Here is a 16,326-nt window from a genome sequence, read left to right on the forward strand (position 1 = left end):
CCGCTCCTCTTCATGCCGCAGCACGCCGCTCGATATCCAGGATGATACAATCGTAAGGGCCCAGGCTGCAGGCCATCTCGAACGCATCGACGAGATCGCCATGACCGCGCACCGAAAGGCTGGCAGCTGCACTGTCGCAGGCGCCGAAGTCGATTTGCAGATCCAGCTTGCGGGCGCGATGCGTGGCAAACTCCGTGAAGCTGTCGCAGATCATCTGACCGCGAAAGGTAAAGCTAGCCGCTTCGATCATCGCTCAACCTCGCTCGGGCAAGTGCCGTTCTGCGGTCTCCCAGTAGCCTTGACCTGCATGAAAATGACCCGTTTTGCATAAATTTTAATCGCGCCTTAGTTTTGTGCATCCTATCCGGTTTTTGCCGGAGAGTTCAAGCCAGTTTGGTGACGGAGTTGTTGCCTTTTGCGCCTGAGTGCCTTCGAAAAATTGGCACTATTCCGAACAAATGCCGTCTGACACTGTGATTGCCGATAGCTTCTTGCAAGCTTGAGATGGACGAAACCGCGCAGATCTACGCCGCTCCAGAGCCGTTTTCGACCGGGAAATTGGTCCTCGTCATCTGGCACAGTTGTTGCGTCGCATAAATCAACGCTGGCCGAAGCCGGCTATAAAGGGGGATACCATGCTGGACTTGCGTACGCTTTCAAGGCGCGGATTTTTGAACATGAGTGCCGCTGGCGCCGCCTCGCTGATGCTGCCGACAGGCTTTGCCCGCCAGGCATTGGCCGCCTCGGCATTTCCCCCGATCAAGGAAGAAGACGCTGTCGTCGGTTTCGGCCATGTCGGCCCGATCTCCGACGAGGGATGGACCTGGTCCCACCATCAGGGTCTGCTGGCCGTCAAGAAGGCCTATCCCAAACTCAAGAAGGTTCTCGAGGTCGAGAACATTCCCTACTCGGCCGACGCCACACGCACCTATCGCCAGTTCGTCAGCGAGGGCGCCAACATCATCTTCGATACGTCGTCCAACGGCGATTTCCTGCATGAGGTGGTCAAGCGCGCCACCGACGTCGCCTTCATGGAATGCGACGGCCGCGTGACGATGGACAATCTCGGCTGGTATTACCTCGCTCACTGGTATCCGACTTATGTGATCGGTGTGGCCGCCGGCCATCTGTCTAAAACCGGCAAGCTCGGCTACATCGCCTCTTTCCCGGTCGCTTCCGTCTATGCATCGACCAACGCGTTCCTGATGGGCGCTCGCAGCGTCAACCCGAACGCCGTGTTGCAGACGATCGTCATCAACTCGTGGTTCGACCCGCAGGCAGCGACGCAGGCCGGCACGGCATTGATCGACAACGGCTGCGACTTCCTCTTCGGCATCATGGACGAAGCCGGATATCTCCAGGTCGCGGAAAAGCGTGGCGTCTGGGCGGCGATGTGGAACACCGACATCCGCCGCTACGGCCCGAACTCCTATGTCTCGTCCGTGCTGATCGACTTCACCAAATTCTATGTCGACCAGGTCGGCAAGCGTCTCGCCGGCACCTGGACGCCGACCGAGCAGCTGTTTGCTATGGGTGCTGGCGTCGATCGCGACAAATGGGGCGAAAAGGTTCCGACCGACGTCGCGGCGGCGGCCGACGCAGTCCGCCAGAAGATGGTTGGCGGCTGGTCGCCGTTTACCGGAGAGATCAAGGATGCAAGCGGAAAGGTACGGGTTGCTGCCGGCCAGACGATGACCGACCTGGAACTCTACAACTGGGACTGGTCGGTCGAGGGCGTCTCGGGCCTTTCCGGCTGATCCCGGTCGACGACCGCCAATCCGGGACCCGGCCTTGCGGCCGGGTTCGCTGCTTCCCTTCCGGTGCATAATTGATGACTGAAAACGCGATCCGTTTCAAAGCTCCTGCCGGTGCGCCGCCTTTGGTCCAGCTGAAGGGTATCGCCAAGTATTTTCCAGGCGTCGTCGCCAACGAGAATGTCGACCTCGATGTCATGCCCGGTGAGATCCACGCCCTCTTGGGCGAAAACGGCGCCGGCAAGTCGACCCTGATGAACATCCTGACCGGTATCTACCAGCCAGACGCGGGCGAAATTATTATCGACGGCTACGCCAAGCAGTTCGCCACCCCGCTGCAGGCCATCGCTGCGGGCATCGGCATGGTGCATCAGCATTTCAAGCTCGTGCAGGCGTTCACTGTTGCCGAAAACATCCATCTCGGCTGGTCTGAGACACCCCGCCGTGCCTCGGCGCCTGTTCTGGAAGCCCGGACTGAGGCGCTTGCCGAAAAATTCAATCTCCAGACCCGACCGGGCGCGCGGGTGAGCGACCTGTCGACGGGTGAGCAGCAGCGCGTCGAAATCCTGCGCGTGCTTGCCCGCCAGGCGCGCGTGCTGATCCTCGACGAGCCGACGGCAGTGCTGACTCCTGCCGAAGCCCGCGAGCTCTTCAAGGCCTTGCGCAACTTCGTCGCCAGCGGCAATGCCGTCATCTTCATCAGCCATAAGCTCGACGAGGTGCTGGAAATCTCCGATCGCATCAGCATCCTGCGCGGCGGCCGCAAGATGGCGACGGTCGAGGCGGCCGAGTGCAATCCGCGCATGCTTGCAAAGCTCATGGTCGGTCGCGATATCGTGCTTGCCGACATGCGCCAGCGCTCGCCGACCGCGGCTGCCATGTCGGCGACACCGGCGCTCAGCCTTGAGCACGTCTCGGCTTCGGGCGACAACGGCAATCAGGCATTGTTCGATGTCTCGCTCGACGTCCGGGCCGGCGAGATCGTCGGCATTGCGGGCGTCGCTGGCAATGGGCAGCGCGAGTTTAGCCAGGTGCTGACAGGCATTCGCCCGCTCAGCGCAGGCCGCATCCTGATCGATGGCAGCACGGTGGAGAATGGCAATGCGGCATTTTTTGCAGATAGTGGCATCGGCCACATTCCGGAAGACCGACTGCACAGCGGCCTGGCGCCGGCGCTGAGCATCACCGTCAATGCTGTCATGCGCGAATACAAGACACCGCGGATCTCGGCAGGAGGCATCTACCGCCTGGCCTCGGCAGCGGCGCTGGCCAAGGAAATTGCCGCCGCTGCCGAGGTGGCCATTCCGGATTTCGCCATGCCGGTCCGCAACCTGTCGGGCGGCAACCAGCAGCGGCTGGTGGCGCGTCGCGAAATGCGGATCGCCCACCGCGTGCTAGTGGCCGCCTATCCCAGCCGCGGCCTCGACGTCGGCGCCATCAACACGATGCTGCGCTATATCGTCGAGCTGCGCGACGCCGGCGCCGGTATCATCCTCATTTCCGAAGAACTTGAGGAACTGTTGAACGTCTCAGACCGGATCGCCGTTCTCTATGAAGGCCGGATCATGGGCATCGTCGATACCGACAACGCCGACCTCGACGAGATCGGCCTGCTCATGGGCGGCCGCGCACCAACCCACGAGGCCGCCTGAGATGGCTGCATCACTTCGCCTTCAGCGTCTGCCGTCCGCGTCGCCCGTCATAGCCCTTGCGGCGCGCGCCGCAGCCATTGTCATTGCCCTCGTCTTTGCCGGTATCGTCCTGTCGCTCACCGGGGCCGATCCTCTCAATCTCGGCCTGCAGGTGCTGAGCGCCAGCTTCGGATCGAGTTTTGGATTGGAGGATCTGGCGCTGCTGCTCATTCCCCTGATCCTCACCGGGCTGTCGGTCGCTGTCGCTCAGCAGATCGGCGCCTGGAATATCGGGGCGGAAGGCCAGTTCTACGCGGGGGCCTTCGGTGCCGCCGCTGTCGGTCTCTTCGTGCCAGGACCGCCGGTCATCATCCTGCCGATGATGTTCGTCGCCGGACTTGTCGGCGGCGCCGCCTGGATCCTCGTGCCGACGCTTGCGCGCGCCTATGCCGGTGTCAACGAGCTGATCACGACGCTACTGCTCAATTTCGTCGCGATCCTGCTCGTCTACTATGTCTCGACGAACGCCTGGCGCGACAAGATGGCGAATTCCGCCACCAAACGACTTTCCGCTGAAATCCCGGACTTCTGGGGCTCAGTCCACTGGGGCCTGCCGATTGCCGTGATCGTCGCGCTGGCCGTCGCGGCCTTGCTGGCGTTCTCGCGCTGGGGCTATGAAGTGCGCCTCGTCGGCTCGAACCCATCGGCGGCGCGCTATGCGGGCATGCCGGTCCGCAGGCACCTGATTACCGTCATGCTGCTCTCCGGTGCCATCGCCGGTCTCGCCGGCATGTTGGAGATCGCTGGCACGGTTCATCGCCTGCAAGGCGGCATCTCCAACAATTACGGCTATCTCGGTATCATGGTCGCGGTTCTCGCCCGCAGTTCGGCCATCGGCGTCATTTTTTCCGCAGCGCTGATGGCCTTCATCCTCAATTCCGGAATCATCCTGCAGACGCAGGGGCTGACGACGTCGACCGTGCTGGCAATCACCGGATTGATCCTGTTTCTGACCGCGATCGGCGACGAACTCGCCCATTACCGCATCGCCCGCGACAAGGCTTGAGGAGACAGAGCATGGACCTTCTGACCGGGCTTTTCACCACGGCGTTTCTTGCCGGCGGCGTGCTGGCGCTAGCCGCCCTCGGCGAGGTGCTGGCGGAACGCGTCGGCGTCGTCAATCTCGGTGTCGAAGGCCTGATGGCCATGGGGGCGCTGACGGCAATTGCCACCGTCGCGTCATTCCCGTCGCCAACGGTCGGTTTTCTCGCGGCGCTCGGCGTCGGCGCTGTCTTCGGCATGATGTTCGCGTTTGCCACTGTGATCCTCAGGGCAAATCAGGTGCTCTGCGGCCTTGCCTTGACACTGATGGGCAATGGTCTCGCCTCCACGATCGGCCGCGCCTATTCCGGCATGCCCGCCCGTGCGGTGTTTGCCGGTATCGAGGTACCGCTTCTCAGTAGCATCCCGATCTTCGGGAAGGCCTTCTTTTCGCAGAACATCCTCGTCTATCTCATCTATATCATCCTGCCGGTCGGGCTCAGCTACCTTATGTTCCGGACCCGCCACGGCCTCAACATGCGGGCTGTCGGCGAAAATCCGGCTGCGGCAGATGCTGCGGGCATTTCCGTCAATCTCATCCGCTTCGTCTACGTGACGGCCGGCTCTGCACTGGCGGCCGGTTCCGGTGCCTATCTGACGCTGGCCTTCGTGCCCTCGTGGTCAGATGGCGTCGTCGCCGGTCGCGGCTGGATTGCCGTCGCACTGGTAATCTTTGCCGGCTACCGGCCGATCCCAGCCGTCCTGTCCGGGCTCCTGTTCGGCTTCATCACGGCACTCGGCTTCGTCGGCCAGGCGCGTGGCTGGCCGATTGCGCCGGCCTTTCTGTCGATGCTGCCCTATCTCGGCACCATGGCCTTCATCATCGTGCCGGTGCTCACCTGGCAGCGGATGCGCCGGATCATGGCGGCACCGGCGGCTATCGGCGTGCCCTATTACAGGGATGTGCGCTGATGCAGGAGGCATGCGCCACGCGGGTATTTGTCGATTTAGCGATGGACCAATGGCACGGAGATCATCAAGATGAGGCGGCAGGCAGTCGATCGAGAAACGGGAGCGCTCCATGAGCAGATGTTCGGACCAGGCAGCCCTTGATCAATGGTATCCGCTCGATACGGAGACGGAGATTCCCTTCGGGTCATCGTCGAGCCGCCTGCTTGGCAGCGATCTTGTGGTAACGAGAGAGACGGACGGTTCAATCGCGGTTACGGCAGAAGAGGGTGCTCTTCAGATCATCAAACGCTTCGGCCTTGTCTGGACGACGTTGGGGCAACCGGCCGGCGGCCTCTTTGCGCTGCCGGAGGCTGACGAGGAAGACCGTCGTGTCGTCAACTGCGGTTCCGTGATGGTTCGCGCATCCGGGCTACGGATTGTCGAGAACTTTCTCGACATGGCGCATTTTCCGTTCGTGCACACCGACATTCTGGGCGCCGAGCCCCACACCGAAGTCATGCACTACAATGCCGAGATCCGCCGGGATGTCGACGAGGTCTGGGCAACGAACTGCCAATTCTTCCAGCCGCAGGCCGCCCTATCCGCTACTGGCGGCATCATGACCGACTATATCTACCGCGTCATGACCCCGTTTGCGACGCTGCTCTACAAGACATGCCCGAACGCGGCCAACCGATGGGATGTCATATGCCTGTTTGTCCAGCCGCTCGATCCCGGCCGCTGCCGCGCCCATCCCGTCATGTTCCTGATCGACGATGTCTCGACGACCACCGAGCTGGTGCATTTCCAGCAGCTGATCTTCCTGCAGGACCGCATCATTCTCGAAAACCAGCGCCCGGTGCTGTTGCCGATGGAGGCGCGCTCGGAGATCCCGACGCGGGCCGATGCCAGCTCCATCGCCTATCGTCGCTGGCTGAAGGAGAAGGGCATCACCTACGGCACTTCCGCGATGGCAGCGTAGCGGATACCCCATGGATCTTTGCAACCGGACACTGAGCGCCAGCGGCTTTCACACGCCGGAACGCGGCACCATCGATATCCTGCAGGACGTCTTGATCGACATCGACGGTGACGGCCGGATCGAAGCCATAGTCCGGCCAGGCGAACCCAGTTATGACGAAATTCGCCGGGTCCGCGAGACCGACGGGCGGCTCGTCACCCTTTCCCGCACCGCCTACCTCCTGCCGGGCTTCGTCGACCTGCACGTACATGCGCCGCAATACCCGCAACTGGGAAGCGCGCTCGACGTGCCGCTCGAGGTCTGGTTGCAGACCTATACCTTCCCGCTCGAGGCCCGCTACCAGAACCTGGCCTTTGCAAGGCGTAGCTACGGACTGCTGGTCGACGACCTGCTGGCGAACGGCACGACCACCGCCCTCTATTTCGCGACAGTCCACCAGGAGGCGACGCGCCTGCTGGTGGATCTCTGCCTCGAGAAAGGCCAGCGGGCATTGATCGGCAAAGTCGCAATGGACAATGCCGACGAGTGCCCGGACTATTATCGCGACGCATCGACCGAGGCGGCTTTGGAGGGCACGCGGGCGCTGGTGGACCATATCCGCAGCCATCCGGACAATGGCGCCGATCGCGTTCTGCCGGTGGTGACGCCACGCTTCATTCCGTCCTGCACGGATGCGACGCTCGAGGGGCTCGGTGCCATCGCCAGTGAATGCGGTTGCCATGTCCAGACCCATTGTTCGGAGAGCGACTGGGCGCATGGCTACGTGCTCGACCGCTACGGGTCTACCGACACCGACATGCTCGACCGGTTCGGACTGCTCGGGCGCAAGACGGTTCTCGCCCATGCCAATTTCCTGACGGCCGACGACATCGAAACAATCCGCGTCCGCAAGGCCGCCATCGCCCATTGCCCTCTGTCCAACGCCTATTTCGCCAACGCCGTCTTCCCACTCCTGGCAGCGCTCGAAAAAGGCGTTCATGTTGGCTTGGGCACCGATATTTCCGGCGGTCCGAGCGCGTCGATGCTTGAAAATTGCCGAGGCGCCGTCCTTGCCTCGCGCATGTTGCAGAGCGGTGTGGATCCGACACTGGCTGCGGGTGTCCGATCGACCTTCGGTCCCGCACAGATCGATTTTCGCGATGCATTCTACATCGCGACCACAGGGGGTGGGGTGGCCCTCGACCTGCCCATCGGCCAGTTCACGCCCGGCTACAAATTCGACGCCGTCGTCATCGATGTCGAGGCCGAAGGCGGGACGGTGCGCCTTTGGGACGAGTTCGACCACGGTGAGCAGATCCTCCAGAAGATCATCTACACGGCCTCACGGGCAAACGTCTCGGCCGTGTGGGTCGACGGGTTGGACAGGCTGACCGCTGGGTGATCAGCCAGCGGCTCGCCCTACGGGCGCTGCGCGCCGTTTGTCGTGAGATAGACGGCGTAGACAGAGGTCGTCGCTGTTATGAAGAGGCGGTTGCGGCGTGGTCCGCCGAAGGTGAGGTTGGCAACGGTTTGCGGCACCTTGATCTTGCCGAACAAGACACCCTCTGGCGAGAAGCAATGCACACCGTCCGCAGCACTCGACCAAAGGTTGCCCTGGTTATCGAACCGGATGCCATCCGGTATGCCTGCATCGATGTGGCAGAACACCTTCGGGTTCGCAAGGCTGCGGCCGTCGACGACGTCGAAGACCCGGATGTGGCGTGGCGCTGACGGCTCGTGGCTGGCCCCGCTATCGGCAATGTAGAGCTTTGTCTCATCCGGCGAAAAGGCGAGCCCATTTGGCTGCAGGAAGTCGCTGACGACAGCGGTGAGATCGCCGGTTTCGGGATCCAGCCGAAAGACGTTGCGCTGGCCCTGCTCTGGATCGGACTTGTAGCCCTCGTAGTCCGACAGGATCCCGTAGGTCGGGTCGGTGAACCAGATCGTCCCGTCCGAGCGGACGATCACATCGTTGGGGGAGTTCAGGCGTCTGCCTTCGAAGCTGTGGGCAAGAACAGTGATGCTGCCATCCACCTCCGTGCGAGTGACGCGGCGTGTGCCGTGCTCGCAGGAGATCAGCCGGCCCTCTCGGTCGCGCGTATTTCCGTTGCTGAAGTTCGAAGCGTGACGGAAAACCGAGACGCCGCCATCCGGCACCCAGCGCATCATCTTCTGGTTCGGAATATCGCTCCACAGAAGATGTTGCGCATCGTCGAACCAGACCGGGCCTTCCGCCCAGCGGCAACCACTGTAGAGCTCTTCCAGCCGGGCACTGCCGACAAACAGCGCCGTAAAGCGTGGGTCGTGAACTTCGAATGGGGATGCGTCGGTCATGAGGATATTCCGCGTTCAGTGATTTCGAAGACTGCGTCCACCGGCGACGACGATGACGCCGATGATGATGAGACCGGTCATGACGAGGCGGATGCCCGCGCCAAAGCCGTAGGTGTTGAGCATGGAGACGACGAGGAACATGAACAGCGACGCGCCCCATATGCCGGCGACATTGCTGTCCCCACCGGCAACCGCCGTGCCGCCGATGACGACGACGGCAATCGACATCAAAAGATATTCCTGGCCCATGTTGAGCGCGGCACCGCCGGAGAAGCTCGCCAGCAGATAGCCGCAGACGGCGGCGAGCACGGCACAGAGCACGTAGGTTGTCAGCCGGACGCCATCGACCGGTATGCCGGCCATGCGCGCAGCATTGATGCTCTGGCCGATTGCGGCGGCCCAGCGCCCATAGACGGTTCTTTGCAGCAGCACATAAGCGAGGAGCGATAGAACGAGCGCCAGGAGCGCGACGTTCGGCAGGCCCAGCGTCGTTCCTGTCGAAAAGCTTGCCAGCGCCTCCGGCGGTTTGATCCGCAGGCCGCGGTTCGTCCAGATGGCGGTCGACTGCACGATGAAGCTCATTGACAGGGTGGCGATGATTGGCGGGATCCTTAGGAGCTTGATCAGCGCGTAATTGCCGAGCCCCACTGCTAGGCCGACGGCGACAGCCACCAGCAGGCCCATGGCGATCAGCGCGTTTTCGCCCGCCATGAATTTCAGCGCGACTGTGCCCGACAGCGTCATCGTTGCGGGCACGCACAGATCGATATTGCCCGGGCCGAGGGTGATGACGAACATCTGACCGACGCCGACCACGATCGAGAACGCGGCGAAGGTCAGCGCTGCCTGGCTGAGACCCAATGTGCTGGCGCCGCCGGTAAACAGGATGGTGACGAACCAGACGACGAAGGCAGCGACGAAGGACCAGATCCATGGCTTGCGCATGAGCGAGGTGAGGATTGTCATGCGCGCTTCTCCCTTTTTTCCATGCGGTTGAGCAGCAGTCGCAGCCCGAGCACGACGATAAGGATCGCCCCCTGCGCGCCGATCTGCCAATCCGACGAAATGCGCAGGAACGACAGGAACGAGCCCGCAAGTGTCAAGGTCAGCGCGCCGATGACTGCACCGATGGGCGAAACGCGGCCGCCGACGAACTCGCCGCCGCCGAGAATGACACCGGCAATCGACAACAGCGTGTAGCGCAACGCAATGTTGGCATCGGCCGACGTCGTCAGGCCGACAAGGGCAATTCCGGCCAGAATGGCGAAAAAGGCGGCCAGCGCATAGGTCGCTGCCCTTGCCGCTAGGATCGACCAGCCGGCGCGCTCGACAGAACGTGCGTTGCCGCCGACGCCGCGCAGGATGACGCCGAACGAGGAGCGCATAATGAGGAAATGCGAGAACAGCGCGATGATGACGCTGGCGACGATGGCCATCGGCACCAGCGGCGGCTTTGACGTCATAACCGCCCTCGCCCAGTCCGGCGCATGCCCTCCCGGTGCCGGCAGCAGCAGGATGGCCAGTCCGCTCCAGACGAAGCTCATGCCGAGCGTGACGACGATGGATGGCAGGTCGCGGATGTGGATGAGCACGCCGAGACCGGCATAGACAGCGACGGCGGCCAGCAGAATGGCGATGCCCAGTGCCGGATCGGATTGCAGGAAGGTCGCCGTGACGCAGGCGATGAAGCTGACGAACGAGCCCATGGAGAGATCGAGATCGTTGACGGTCATGACCAGCATCTGGGCGATTGTCGCGAGTGCAATCGGAACCGCCAGATTGAACAGCAGGTTCAGGCCGATGTAGCTCATCGCACGTGGCTGCAGATAGAAGACTGAAATGAGCAGGATTGTCAGCGACAGGGCGGGAATGACGAGGCGGATGGTATCCGAAGACAGGCGAAGCTTCATGCCGCCACTCCCGTGAAGGACGCTGACAGAATGTTTTCCTCGGTCACTTCGGGGCCGACGAGTTCGCGGACGATGACGCCTTCGTTAAAAACGAAAACGCGGTCGCAAAGACTGACCTCTTCCATCTCCGTCGAATACCACACGAAGGTCCGTCCCTTGGCCGCTTCAGCCCTGATGATGGCGTAGACTTCCTGCTTGGTGCCGACATCGACACCGCGCATCGGATCGTCCATGAGCACGACGGGCGCAGTCGTTGCCAGCGCGCGGGCGAAAAGCACCTTCTGCTGGTTGCCGCCTGAGAGCGACAGAATGCGATTGTCCATGTCCTTGGTGCGGATCTCGATCCTTTCCTTCCACGACATGCCGAGCGTCTCTTCCTTAGCGTCTCGCAGCATTCCGCCCGGAGACAGGTCGTTGAGATTGGCAATGGTGAGGTTCTTCAGAATGCTCCATAGCGGAAAGACACCGTTGAGAGCGCGGTCGCCGGCAACGAAGGTCACCTCGGCATCGCGCCGCCGCATCCAGTTGCCGGTGCGCGCCAGATAAAGCTCGAGGAGGATATCCGTCTGTCCATGGCCCCCGAGCCCTGCCAGTCCGACGAGTTCGCCCGGGAACGCGCTGAACGGCAATCCCTTGCCTTTGCGTGGGGGAGCTGACAGCAGAGGCGGGGCTTGGTGTGCCCGGGCGCGCGCCGGCGCGGCGTCGCGTGCCTTGACGACACTGCCCATGACGGCCACCAGGCTGTGATGATCGAATGCAGCGGACGGTTTCTCGGCGACGACCTTGCCGTCCTTCATGACGATGACCCGGTCGGTTGCCGACAGGATTTCACCGAGGATATGGGAGATCAGGATGATCGACCCGCCGTTTTTCACGAAGACACGCACATAGGCGAGCAATTGCGCCGCAAGGCTTGCGTCCAGTGACGAGGTGGGCTCATCGAGGATCACCAGCTTGACCGGAGTGGAGATAGTGGAGAATGCCGTGGCGATCTCGACCATCTGCCGTTCGGCAATCGAGAGGTCGCCGATGGTGGCTTCCGGCTTGATGCCATGGCCTGGGAAAATCGCATCCAGAGACTGGCCGATGATGGCGGCGGCACGCCTGCGCCAACCCCAGCCGGTCAAGCCGCGATGCATGACGCGGGTGTTCTCGATGACGGTCAGGTTGGGACAAAGCGACAATTCCTGGAAAACGCATCGCACGCCGTGGCTTCGCGCGGCAGCGATACCGTAGCGCTCGATCTTCTCGCCACCGCAACTGACGCTACCGGAATGCAGTGTCAGCCCGCCGTTGATGATGTTGACGATTGTCGATTTCCCCGCGCCGTTGTGACCGACGAGGCCGACGCATTCGCCGGCGGCAATACGGATGGTTACGCCGTCCAGCGCCTTGACTGCGCCGAAATGCACCTTGGCGTCGCTCACCTCAACGACGGCCGGGCCGTGCGTTTTCACGTCCATGACTGGATCTCCCTCTGAAGGACCGACCGCCCGAGGTCAATCGGGCGGCGCAAGGCGGTGGGAGGATGGGTTTTACTTGCTGTCAGCGATGACTTTCTGCGTATCGGCCAGCGAGTACTCGACATTGGCGACACCCCCCGAGGGGGTGGTCGCAAGGTTGGCCTCGAGATTGTCCTGGTTGATTGTCAGGAACGGCACCACCAGGTCCTTCTTCACGGTCTTTCCGTCGAGGATCTGTTGCGCGACCCAGAAGGCCAGCGTCGAAACGCCGGGAGCGATGGACACCGACATGGTTTCGTACTTGGTGGCGTCCTTCTGCTTCTTCCACCAGACGAGTTCATCCTGGCGATTGCCCATGACGATGGTCGGGATGGGACGTTTTGCCGCCTCGAAGGCCTGGGCCGCGCCATAACCGTCGCCACCCTGGGTCACGACGGCTGCCACTTCCGGCAGGCTCGGCAGGATGCCGGCAACGGCCTTCTGCGCAACATCCTGCGCCCAGTCGCCGTGAACGGAGCCGACGATCTTGAACTGCGGAAATTTGGCGACGCCCGCATGGATACCGGCGGAGATTTCATCGTCGACGGAGACGCCGGCGAGGCCGCGGATCTCAAGCAGGTTACCACCGGCGGGGATCTTCTTGGCGAGGTAGTCGACCTGGCTTTCGCCCATGCCCTTGAAGTCGACGGCGATGCGCCAGGCACAGGGTTCGGTCACGATGCCGTCGAACGAGACGACGACGATGCCGGCATCGCAGGCCTCTTTGATGGCGCCATTCAGCGCCGTCGGCGACGCCGCATCGATGACGATGGCGTTGTAACCCTGAAGGATCATGTTCTGGATCTGGGCTGCCTGCTCGGTCGCCTGGTTTTCAGACGTGGTGAATGGGTCTGCGGCAGCGACGACGCCGGACTTGACGGCTTCGCCGGTGACCTTTTCCCAGCTGGTCAGCATGGCCTGGCGCCACGAGTTTCCGGCGTAGTTGTTGGACAGCGCAATCTTCTTGGCGGACGTGTCGGCCATGGCAGCTGCGGGCAGCGCCACGCAGGCAAGCGTCACCGACGTCAGAAGCAGATTTCTGAAATTCATTGTCTCTCTCCCTGTTGACCCGAAATCCCCTCCCGGGCGGATAGTTTGTGTCAAACGTCGAGTTCCTCCTCTCGACCCCATCAGGATGTTATAGATTGGCGGGGTTGTATAGTAACAATGCGGCATTGCATTTGCGGCAATTCCTGTAATTGCTGCGGGATCCTGCAGGACGGGGTGCCACCACCTGGCGCTTACTGGGCAGAACGGACTGAGCCGCGACCTGGGAGGGAACGGCTGGAGGAGGAACCATGCTCAAGTTGGCGCCCTCGGCGCTTCTCGACCATTATCTCGGAATTTCCCGCGTGCTGGCGGGACAGCTGGAGTTCCGCTCTGCCATTCGCGCGGTGGCAGCGGAGATCTCCCATATCATTCCCCACGATCATCTGGACGTCTGCATCATCATGCATGGCGGCAAGTATCACACCGCCTACGAGACCGGCATTGAAACCGCATGGGGCAACAACCCGCCGGCGCTGGTGTCGGGAAGCCCCATCCGCAGCCTTCTCTGGGGCGAGGTCGGCTACCTCCTGACCGACGATGCCTGCGTCGATCCGCGCTTCAACTTCGACGGTGCCTTCGTGCGCCCAATCTTCGACCAAGCCCTGCGCAGCCGCCTGCATGTTCCGCTCAAGGTCGAAGGTGACGTGATCGGCGCGCTCAGCTGCTCGGCGCACGCCGTTGCACTTTATGGCCTCGACGACGTGGCCAATGCGCGGTCGATCGCAGACCTGCTGTCGCCCTATTTCTTCGCCTTGCGCGCCGCCGAGCAGGCCCAGCAATGGGCGATCGTCGAGGCGGAAGCGCGAGCCCGCGAAGAGGGCCTGCGGCTCGGCGCGCTCAAGTTGACCGAGGCGCTGGAACTGGAGCGCCAGCGGATCGGCATGGATCTTCACGACCAGACATTGGCGGACCTGACCCGACTGTCGCGGCGCCTGGAGAGGTTGACCCACGAGCAGAAGATCTCCGGCGAGGCGCTGGAGCCGCTGGCCCGCAGTCTGCAGCATTGCATGCAGGACCTTCGCCAGATCATCGAGGAGGCCAAGCCCTCCGTGCTGCAGCTGTTCGGTTTTGCGCAGGCAGTCGAAAACGAGCTGGATCGTTCGATCCGGGATAGCGGGTTGTCAATAGCCCAAAAGCTCGTCGACAACACCGGCGGGGTAATCGACAGACTGGAGCCGACGGTTAGCATAGCGCTGTTCAGGATCGTGCAGGAAGCCATCAACAATGCTGTGCGTCACGCGCAGGCCGACCACATCACCGTAACGCTGACGGGCCGGGCGGACGGCATTTCCATCGAGGTACGCGATGACGGCATCGGTATCGACAGGCCGGGCCGCCGCCGTGGCGCCGGCATCGACAATATGCAGACGCGCGCGCAGCTCATTTCCGCTGGATTTTCCGTCGGCGACGGGCGCCAAGCCCGCGGCTCCGTCGTGTCCATCCACCTGCCCATCGCAGAACAGCCGTCCCCTCGTGACGGCAAATCGAGGCTGCACGCATGAAAGTTCTGATTGTCGAGGACGATCCCCTGCATCGCTCCTATCTCCACGAGGCAATCGGCGCCTCCCTGCCGGAATGCGAAACAATCCTGGAGGCGCAGAACGGCAAGGAGGGCGAGAAGCTGGCGCGGGAAAACAAATCCGCCCATGTCGTCATGGATCTGCAAATGAACAACCGCAACGGCATCGAAGCCGCGCGAACGATCTGGAACGAGCGACCGGACACGCGCATCCTCTTTTGGTCGAACTATTCCGACGAGGCCTATGTGCGCGGCGTATCGCGTATCGTGCCGGATGGAGCCGCCTATGGCTACGTTCTCAAGTCGGCCTCCGACGAACGTCTGAGGCTGGCGTTGCGCAGCATCTTCATCGAGGCGCAATGCGTCATCGACCGCGAGGTTCGCGGCATGCAGCAGAAGAGCCTCGGCCAAGCAAAGGGGTTCAGCGATACGGAATACGAGATCCTGGTGGACATAGCTTTGGGGCTGACCGACCGCACGATCGCCCGCCGGCGAAACCTATCGCTGCGCAGCGTCCAGAACAGGCTGCAGCAACTCTACGAAAAGCTTGAGGTTTACCAAAATTCCGCCGAGGATCATGAGGACGGTCGCTTCAATCTGAGGGCCAGGGCGGTGACCGTCGCAATGTTGCGCAAATTGTTGAACTACAGTGCCCTGGAGCGCGCAGAGACGGAACTCTCCGAATGGCTTGCCTCCCTGTGAGCCGCGCCGGAGTGAACATCTGAGCGACTGGCAATTCCCGATGGCCTCGCGCCGTAAAAGTCTGAAGACAAGGAGTTATAAAATGGCAAAGGAAATTTTCTGCAGCTTCGGCATCGATGTCGATGCGGTCGCCGGCTGGCTCGGCTCCTACGGGGGCGAGGATTCGCCGGACGATATTTCGCGCGGGCTTTTCGCCGGTGAAGTTGGCAGCCCACGGCTTGTGAAGCTGTTCGACCGGTTCGGCATCAAGACGACCTGGTTCATTCCCGGCCATTCCATCGAAACCTTTCCAGAGCAGATGAAGGCCGTCGCGGATGCCGGCCACGAGATCGGCATCCACGGCTACACCCATGAAAATCCGATCGCCATGACGCGCGAGCAGGAGGTCGAGGTGCTCGACCACTGCATCGATCTCGTTACCAAGCTCTCCGGCAAGCGACCGACCGGCTATGTCGCACCATGGTGGGAATTCTCCAACGTCACCAACGAATTGCTGCTGGAGCGCGGTATCAAGTATGACCACTCCCTGATGCACAACGACTTTACACCCTATCGCGTCCGCGTCGGCGACAGCTGGACGAAGATCGATTACTCGAAGAAGCCGTCGGAGTGGATGGTACCATTGAAGCGCGGCCAGGAAACCGACCTCATCGAGATCCCCGCCTCCTGGTATCTCGACGACCTGCCGCCGATGATGTTCATCAAGAAGTCGCCCAACAGCCACGGCTTCGTCAACCCGCACGACATCGAGCAAATGTGGCGCGACCAGTTCGACTGGGTCTACCGCGAGATGGACTATGCGGTCTTTCCGATCACCATTCACCCCGATGTCGCCGGGCGCCCTCAGGTGCTGATGATGCTGGAGCGCCTGTTTGCCCATATGAGCAAGCACCCCGGCGTCAAATTCGTCACCATGAACGAGATCGCCGACGATTTCGCGGCCCGCTTTCCGCGCAAATCCTAGAAGGCGG

Annotated in this window: 15 protein-coding genes; 9 read left to right on the plus strand and 6 right to left on the minus strand. The window is 62.0% G+C overall.

Translation table 11 applies throughout. The annotated features are described in order from the left end of the window. Positions 1–10: 10 nt before the first annotated feature. Positions 11–250 (minus strand): hypothetical protein, encoded by a 240-nt coding sequence (locus tag EQW76_RS23690; RefSeq protein ID WP_224128722.1) that lies wholly within the window; start codon positions 248–250, stop codon positions 11–13. A gap of 385 nt (positions 251–635) precedes the next feature. Here EQW76_RS23690 and EQW76_RS23695 point away from each other — a divergent pair, with 385 nt between their 5' ends. The 6 genes from EQW76_RS23695 to guaD all read left to right on the plus strand — a co-directional run bounded on the left by EQW76_RS23695 (position 636) and on the right by guaD (position 7,740). Next, a complete protein-coding gene (locus EQW76_RS23695) occupies positions 636–1,757 on the plus strand; it encodes a BMP family ABC transporter substrate-binding protein (RefSeq protein ID WP_142831382.1) in 1,122 nt (373 codons plus the stop codon). Positions 1,758–1,831: 74 nt separating this feature from the next. Further along, positions 1,832–3,406, plus strand: a complete 1,575-nt coding sequence (locus tag EQW76_RS23700; RefSeq protein ID WP_142831381.1) for an ABC transporter ATP-binding protein — start codon at positions 1,832–1,834, stop codon at positions 3,404–3,406. A gap of 1 nt (position 3,407) precedes the next feature. After that, positions 3,408–4,451 carry an ABC transporter permease gene (locus tag EQW76_RS23705; RefSeq protein WP_142831380.1) on the plus strand — a complete coding sequence of 348 codons (1,044 nt, stop codon included), beginning with the start codon at positions 3,408–3,410 and terminating at the stop codon, positions 4,449–4,451. Positions 4,452–4,462: 11 nt separating this feature from the next. Continuing rightward, positions 4,463–5,398, plus strand: coding sequence for an ABC transporter permease (locus EQW76_RS23710; RefSeq protein ID WP_143123287.1), 936 nt, complete (start codon positions 4,463–4,465; stop codon positions 5,396–5,398). Between the two features lie 109 nt (positions 5,399–5,507). Then, a complete protein-coding gene (locus EQW76_RS23715) occupies positions 5,508–6,359 on the plus strand; it encodes an aromatic ring-hydroxylating dioxygenase subunit alpha (RefSeq protein ID WP_142831378.1) in 852 nt (283 codons plus the stop codon). A gap of 10 nt (positions 6,360–6,369) precedes the next feature. Then, the gene (guaD, locus tag EQW76_RS23720) at positions 6,370–7,740 is read left to right on the plus strand and encodes a guanine deaminase (RefSeq protein ID WP_142831377.1); all 1,371 of its coding nucleotides are present in this window, start codon (positions 6,370–6,372) and stop codon (positions 7,738–7,740) included. A 17-nt stretch (positions 7,741–7,757) separates the two neighbouring features. Here the strand turns inward: guaD and EQW76_RS23725 are convergent, their stop codons facing one another. From EQW76_RS23725 to EQW76_RS23745, 5 genes are all read right to left on the minus strand, one after another. Beyond that, complete coding sequence (locus EQW76_RS23725) at positions 7,758–8,672, minus strand: SMP-30/gluconolactonase/LRE family protein (protein WP_142831376.1); 915 nt, start codon at positions 8,670–8,672, stop codon at positions 7,758–7,760. A 15-nt stretch (positions 8,673–8,687) separates the two neighbouring features. Then, positions 8,688–9,638: an ABC transporter permease gene (locus EQW76_RS23730; protein WP_142831375.1), complete on the minus strand. Its 951-nt coding sequence runs from the start codon at positions 9,636–9,638 to the stop codon at positions 8,688–8,690. Continuing rightward, on the minus strand, positions 9,635–10,582 hold the full coding sequence (locus tag EQW76_RS23735; protein ID WP_142831374.1) for an ABC transporter permease: 948 nt from the start codon (positions 10,580–10,582) through the stop codon (positions 9,635–9,637). The genes EQW76_RS23730 and EQW76_RS23735 overlap by 4 nt, the downstream gene beginning before the upstream one ends. Further along, positions 10,579–12,045 (minus strand): sugar ABC transporter ATP-binding protein, encoded by a 1,467-nt coding sequence (locus EQW76_RS23740; protein WP_142831373.1) that lies wholly within the window; start codon positions 12,043–12,045, stop codon positions 10,579–10,581. Before EQW76_RS23740 ends, EQW76_RS23735 begins: the two co-directional genes overlap by 4 nt. Positions 12,046–12,117: 72 nt before the next feature. Then, entirely contained in the window at positions 12,118–13,134 is a 1,017-nt protein-coding gene (locus EQW76_RS23745) for an ABC transporter substrate-binding protein (RefSeq protein WP_143123288.1), read from the minus strand. Between the two features lie 248 nt (positions 13,135–13,382). Here EQW76_RS23745 and EQW76_RS23750 point away from each other — a divergent pair, with 248 nt between their 5' ends. The 3 genes from EQW76_RS23750 to EQW76_RS23760 all read left to right on the plus strand — a co-directional run bounded on the left by EQW76_RS23750 (position 13,383) and on the right by EQW76_RS23760 (position 16,319). Beyond that, positions 13,383–14,636 (plus strand): sensor histidine kinase, encoded by a 1,254-nt coding sequence (locus tag EQW76_RS23750; RefSeq protein WP_142831371.1) that lies wholly within the window; start codon positions 13,383–13,385, stop codon positions 14,634–14,636. Continuing rightward, positions 14,633–15,355 carry a response regulator transcription factor gene (locus EQW76_RS23755; protein ID WP_111221423.1) on the plus strand — a complete coding sequence of 241 codons (723 nt, stop codon included), beginning with the start codon at positions 14,633–14,635 and terminating at the stop codon, positions 15,353–15,355. The genes EQW76_RS23750 and EQW76_RS23755 overlap by 4 nt, the downstream gene beginning before the upstream one ends. Before the next feature lie 82 nt (positions 15,356–15,437). After that, positions 15,438–16,319 carry a polysaccharide deacetylase gene (locus EQW76_RS23760; protein WP_142831370.1) on the plus strand — a complete coding sequence of 294 codons (882 nt, stop codon included), beginning with the start codon at positions 15,438–15,440 and terminating at the stop codon, positions 16,317–16,319. The last annotated feature ends 7 nt before the right edge of the window (positions 16,320–16,326 follow it).

This window comes from Rhizobium sp. rho-13.1, from assembly GCF_007000305.1.
GTDB classification, from domain to species: Bacteria; Pseudomonadota; Alphaproteobacteria; order Rhizobiales; family Rhizobiaceae; genus Rhizobium; species Rhizobium rhododendri.

Coding starts and splice junctions, on each gene's coding strand:
- EQW76_RS23690 (WP_224128722.1), bottom strand. CDS start 250: ATGATCGAAGCGGCTAGCTTTACCTTTCGCGGTCAGATGATCTGCGAC.
- EQW76_RS23695 (WP_142831382.1), top strand. CDS start 636: ATGCTGGACTTGCGTACGCTTTCAAGGCGCGGATTTTTGAACATGAGT.
- EQW76_RS23700 (WP_142831381.1), top strand. CDS start 1,832: ATGACTGAAAACGCGATCCGTTTCAAAGCTCCTGCCGGTGCGCCGCCT.
- EQW76_RS23705 (WP_142831380.1), top strand. CDS start 3,408: ATGGCTGCATCACTTCGCCTTCAGCGTCTGCCGTCCGCGTCGCCCGTC.
- EQW76_RS23710 (WP_143123287.1), top strand. CDS start 4,463: ATGGACCTTCTGACCGGGCTTTTCACCACGGCGTTTCTTGCCGGCGGC.
- EQW76_RS23715 (WP_142831378.1), top strand. CDS start 5,508: ATGAGCAGATGTTCGGACCAGGCAGCCCTTGATCAATGGTATCCGCTC.
- guaD (WP_142831377.1), top strand. CDS start 6,370: ATGGATCTTTGCAACCGGACACTGAGCGCCAGCGGCTTTCACACGCCG.
- EQW76_RS23725 (WP_142831376.1), bottom strand. CDS start 8,672: ATGACCGACGCATCCCCATTCGAAGTTCACGACCCACGCTTTACGGCG.
- EQW76_RS23730 (WP_142831375.1), bottom strand. CDS start 9,638: ATGACAATCCTCACCTCGCTCATGCGCAAGCCATGGATCTGGTCCTTC.
- EQW76_RS23735 (WP_142831374.1), bottom strand. CDS start 10,582: ATGAAGCTTCGCCTGTCTTCGGATACCATCCGCCTCGTCATTCCCGCC.
- EQW76_RS23740 (WP_142831373.1), bottom strand. CDS start 12,045: ATGGACGTGAAAACGCACGGCCCGGCCGTCGTTGAGGTGAGCGACGCC.
- EQW76_RS23745 (WP_143123288.1), bottom strand. CDS start 13,134: ATGAATTTCAGAAATCTGCTTCTGACGTCGGTGACGCTTGCCTGCGTG.
- EQW76_RS23750 (WP_142831371.1), top strand. CDS start 13,383: ATGCTCAAGTTGGCGCCCTCGGCGCTTCTCGACCATTATCTCGGAATT.
- EQW76_RS23755 (WP_111221423.1), top strand. CDS start 14,633: ATGAAAGTTCTGATTGTCGAGGACGATCCCCTGCATCGCTCCTATCTC.
- EQW76_RS23760 (WP_142831370.1), top strand. CDS start 15,438: ATGGCAAAGGAAATTTTCTGCAGCTTCGGCATCGATGTCGATGCGGTC.